Annotated in this window: 6 protein-coding genes; 5 read left to right on the forward strand and 1 reads right to left on the reverse strand. The window is 62.1% G+C overall.

The genetic code is table 11. The features are described 5' to 3' along the window. Together AC1DUU_RS24765 and AC1DUU_RS24770 are read left to right on the forward strand one after the other, a co-directional pair. Positions 1-418: HAD family hydrolase (locus tag AC1DUU_RS24765; RefSeq protein ID WP_476786025.1), on the forward strand; the 418-nt coding region annotated here is incomplete at its 5' end. A gap of 38 nt (positions 419-456) precedes the next feature. Continuing rightward, positions 457-921 (forward strand): GNAT family N-acetyltransferase, encoded by a 465-nt coding sequence (locus tag AC1DUU_RS24770; RefSeq protein ID WP_476786026.1) that lies wholly within the window; start codon positions 457-459, stop codon positions 919-921. Positions 922-1151: 230 nt separating this feature from the next. Here the strand turns inward: AC1DUU_RS24770 and AC1DUU_RS24775 are convergent, their stop codons facing one another. Further along, the gene (locus tag AC1DUU_RS24775; protein WP_476786027.1) at positions 1152-2327 is read right to left on the reverse strand and encodes an Mrp/NBP35 family ATP-binding protein; all 1176 of its coding nucleotides are present in this window, start codon (positions 2325-2327) and stop codon (positions 1152-1154) included. Between the two features lie 217 nt (positions 2328-2544). On the opposite strand from AC1DUU_RS24775, the gene AC1DUU_RS24780 reads away from it, so the two are divergent. Genes AC1DUU_RS24780 through AC1DUU_RS24790 form a run of 3 tightly spaced genes read left to right on the forward strand, consistent with a single transcriptional unit; the run spans position 2545 to position 3977 of the window. Further along, positions 2545-2958 (forward strand): VOC family protein, encoded by a 414-nt coding sequence (locus AC1DUU_RS24780; RefSeq protein ID WP_476786028.1) that lies wholly within the window; start codon positions 2545-2547, stop codon positions 2956-2958. 33 nt (positions 2959-2991) lie between these two features. After that, entirely contained in the window at positions 2992-3399 is a 408-nt protein-coding gene (locus AC1DUU_RS24785; protein WP_476786029.1) for a DoxX family protein, read from the forward strand. Between the two features lie 26 nt (positions 3400-3425). Next, positions 3426-3977 (forward strand): SRPBCC family protein, encoded by a 552-nt coding sequence (locus tag AC1DUU_RS24790; protein ID WP_476786030.1) that lies wholly within the window; start codon positions 3426-3428, stop codon positions 3975-3977. The last annotated feature ends 243 nt before the right edge of the window (positions 3978-4220 follow it).

Here is a 4220-nt window from a genome sequence, read left to right on the forward strand (position 1 = left end):
AGCCTGCACAGCGCGGGCTTCCGGCTCGGCGTCGCCACCAACGATTAGCCTGCACAGCGCGGGCTTCCGGCTCGGCGTCGCCACCAACGATTCGACCAGCGGGGCGGAAAAGACGCTGCTGACGCTCGGCGTCGCGCAGATGTTCGAGGCCGCCTATGGCTATGACGCTGTCGCCAACCCGAAGCCGGCGCCGGATTCGATCCATGCCTTTTCCGATCTCACCGGATTGAAGCCGTCGGAGATCGCCATGGTCGGCGACAATCGCCACGACCTCGAAATGGCGCGCGCCGGTGGTGCAGGTCTCGCGATCGCAGTGCTTTCGGGCACCGGCACGCGCGAATCGCTGACGCCGATGGCCGATGTGGTGCTCGATTCAATCGCCGACCTGCCGGCCTATCTGGCGTCCAACAACGGCTGAGAGAGCGGCGGCACAAGCATCGAGACTGCGGGGACGTCATGCCATCCGAATTCACGATTCGCCGGGCAACCCGCAAGGACGTGCCTGAGCTTATTCAGCTCTACCGGCACCTTGTGCCCGGCGACGAACCGCTGGATGACGAAAGGGCCGGCCTGATCTGGGACCGGTTCTCGCGCATCGATGGCGGCTCGATATTTCTCGGTGTCTGCAACGGCACCCTCGTGGCCACCTGCACGCTGGTCGTCATTCCAAATTTTGTAAGAAGCGGGGCCTCCTACGCCCTCATCGAGAATGTCGTGACGCATTCCGATTTTCGCGGGCGTGGTTATGGCAAGGCTGTACTTGCCCACGCCGTCGAAACGGCTTGGTCGCTCGGCTGCTACAAGGTGATGTTGCTGACCGGCTCGAAAGACCCGGCAACGTTGGGATTCTACCGCAACGCAGGCTTCCAGACGACCAAGACCGGCTTCGAGATGAGAAGGCTGCCGCCAAGGGAAAGCTAAGCCGGGAGACGCGTAGCGATCCGTCCCACCCCCCTCTGTCCTGCCGGACATCTCCCCCGCAAGGGGGGAGATTGGCAGCTCGGACGCCACAACAAATCCTGCAGCGCTGGTGATTGGCGAAAGTCGATATGACGTCTGATCTCCCCCCTTGCGGGGGAGATGTCGGGCAGGACAGAGGGGGGTGCGAAGGAATGAGACGCTGGTCTCACGAATCTCCAACCCCAAAGCCCCTATTCAAACACGATGGTCGGTACAGCGGCCTCCGAGGCGCCCTTTTCTTCCTGGAGTCGCTCCCAGACCTTAGTGGCGATGTCGCGGTAGATTTTGGCTTCGGCGCCATCGGGTTTCGACACCACAACAGGCGTGCCGGCATCGGAGCTTTCGCGGATGCCCATTTCGAGCGGCACTTCGCCCAGGAAGGTCACGCCGAGACGTTCGGCTTCTTTCTTCGCGCCGCCATGGCCGAAGATGTCGTAGCGCTTGCCGGTGTCGGGCGCGATGAAATAGCTCATGTTTTCGACGATGCCGAGCAGCGGCACGTCGACCTTCTTGAACATGTTCAGGCCCTTGCGGGCGTCGATCAGGGCAAGGTCCTGCGGCGTGGACACGATCACAGCGCCTGCCAGCGGCACCTGCTGGGCCATGGTCAGCTGGGCGTCGCCGGTGCCGGGCGGCATGTCGACGACGAGCACGTCGAGCGGGCCCCACTCGACCTCGCGCAGCATTTGCGTCAGCGCCGACATGACCATCGGGCCACGCCAGATCATCGGGGTTTCCTCATCGACGAGGAAGCCCATGGACATGACCTTGAGCCCGTAATTGCCCATCGGCTTCAGGATCTTGCCGTCGACTGGTTCGGGCCGGCCATGGATGTTGAGCAGGCGTGGCATCGACGGGCCATAGATATCGGCATCGAGCACGCCGACCTTGAGGCCAATGGCCTGGAGGCCGAGCGCGATGTTGACGGCGGTGGTCGACTTGCCGACGCCGCCCTTGCCTGAGGCAACGGCGATGATCGAAGCGATGCCTGGAACGCCGCGCTTGCCCTGGCTGTGCGAGGCAGGCGCATGCTGCGCTGGACGTGCTGCGGGCGCCGGCGCTGCAGCCGGACGCGGCGGAGTTGGGCGCTGCGGCACCGGAGCTTCCATGCCACCGCCCTTTTTCTCGGCGGTCAGGGCAACGACAGTCCCCGTGACGCCGGGGATGGCCTTGACGACGCGCTCGGCGGCGGCRCGCAGCGGCTCCATTTCCTGGGCGCGGGCAGCCGGAACGGTGATCGAGAAGAACACCTTGCCGTCAGCGATGAAAATGTCGGACAGCAGTCCGAGATCGACGATGTTGCCTGAGAAATCCGGGCCGTTGACCGTCTTGAGACGCTCCAAGACGGTTTCTTTGGTGACTGCCATTTGGGCCCTGCCTTACTGCTCCACTACGCCACTCAGATAGTGCAGTTTGCCTCAAGAACCAAGCTACCCGATACGGCAGCCCGGCCCTGGCCCAATGGGCAAGCGCACCGATCGCCCCATTTTGGTTCGGCAAAAGAAATTCGCGCAAGCATGTCGGCTCCGGGCGGCCTGCTTCGTCCTTGGAGCAGACTGAGAGAAAATATCAGGGAGAACTGACATGAAATTCGTCAATTACCTCTTCTTCAACGGCGACACTCGCGAGGCTTTCGAGTTCTACGCCAATGTCTTCGACGGCGAGATCGCAGGCATGCTCACCCACCGCGAAACCCCCGCCACCAAGGACGTTTCCGAAGAGTGGCAAGACAAGATCATCAACGCCCAGCTCATCATCGGCGACCAGATGCTGATGGCCTCGGACTCACCACCCCAGTACCGCACGGAAATGTCGGGCTTTTCGGTGTCGGTCGACATGGGCGACCTCGCCAAGGCCGAACGCGTCTTCAACGCACTCGCCGATGGCGGCACGGTCAACATGCCGTTCAGCCCGACTTTCTGGGCCAAGGGTTTCGGCATGGTGAAGGACAAGTTCGGCACACCCTGGATGATCAGCAGCGGCAACGCCGGCGAATAATTCAGACAATCGGCATCACGAGGAACCAGAACCATGCATTCGGCACTTGAAACGCCAACAATTTCCAGCCCTGCCCTGTGGACCGGACGAGTTCTCAGCGGCGCCCTGATCACTTTCCTCGTCTTCGACGCGGTGATCAAGCTTGTGCCGCTGCAAGTGGTGATCGACACCACGGCAGCCCTGGGCTTTCCACCTGAACTGGCACGAACGCTCGGAGTGATGACGCTTGTGTGCACGGCACTCTACGCCTGGCCTCGGACGGCGATCCTCGGCGCGATCCTTTTGACCGGCTATCTCGGCGGCGCCATCGCGATCCACCTGCGCATCGGCAACCCGCTGTTTTCGCACACTTTGTTCGGCGTCTATCTCGGGCTGATGGCCTGGGGCGGGCTCTATTTGCGCGACGAGCGGTTACGCGCCCTGATCCCGTTCCGCCGCTAAACGCAACGATTTCCACGGAGACGACAATGCAGATTTTTGCCATCATCCTGGGCGTGATCGTGCTGGCGATCCTTGCCATACTGGCGATCGCGGCGACCAAGCCCGCCGCCTTCACCGTGCGGCGCGCGGCCGATATCGATGCCGCGCCCGACGCGATCTTCCCGCTCATCAACGACTTCCTGAGATGGCGGGAGTGGTCGCCCTATGAAGATCGCGACCCGGAGCTCAAGCGGACACTCAGCGGCGCCAAGGCAGGCCGGGGTGCGATCTACGAATGGGCCGGCAACAAAAACGTCGGCACCGGCCGGATGGAAATCATCGACACGGCTGCGCCGAACAAGGTGACGATCAAGCTCGACTTCCTGAAGCCGTTCGAAGCGCACAACGTCGCCGAATTCACCATCGAGCCGAAAGGAAGCACGAGCCGGGTGACCTGGGCGATGCGCGGGCCGTCTCCGTTCATGTCCAAGGTGATGCAGGTGTTCATGAACTTCGACAGCATGATCGGCAAGGACTTCGAGAAGGGCCTCGCCAACCTCAAGGCCATTGCCGAACAAAAACGCCTGGTCAGTTCTTAGCAGTTCCGGTTCGCGAAACACTGTCGCCCGCTCGGGGCGACCACATGGGGTAATCGCGGGAGCACCGCCGCTCTGGATTCGATCATGTTCTTGGACGGTGGCTGTTCCCCGATAAGATGAGGTACGGGCTCTCGACTGGACGCCGGGCCCAGCATCAACGGAGAACAGCCATGGAAGAATATATCGGCCTCGACGTGTCAATGAAAGAGACGGCAATTGCGATCCGTCGAGATGGGGTACGTG

The organism is Aminobacter sp. P4_H6_2 (assembly GCF_056400805.1).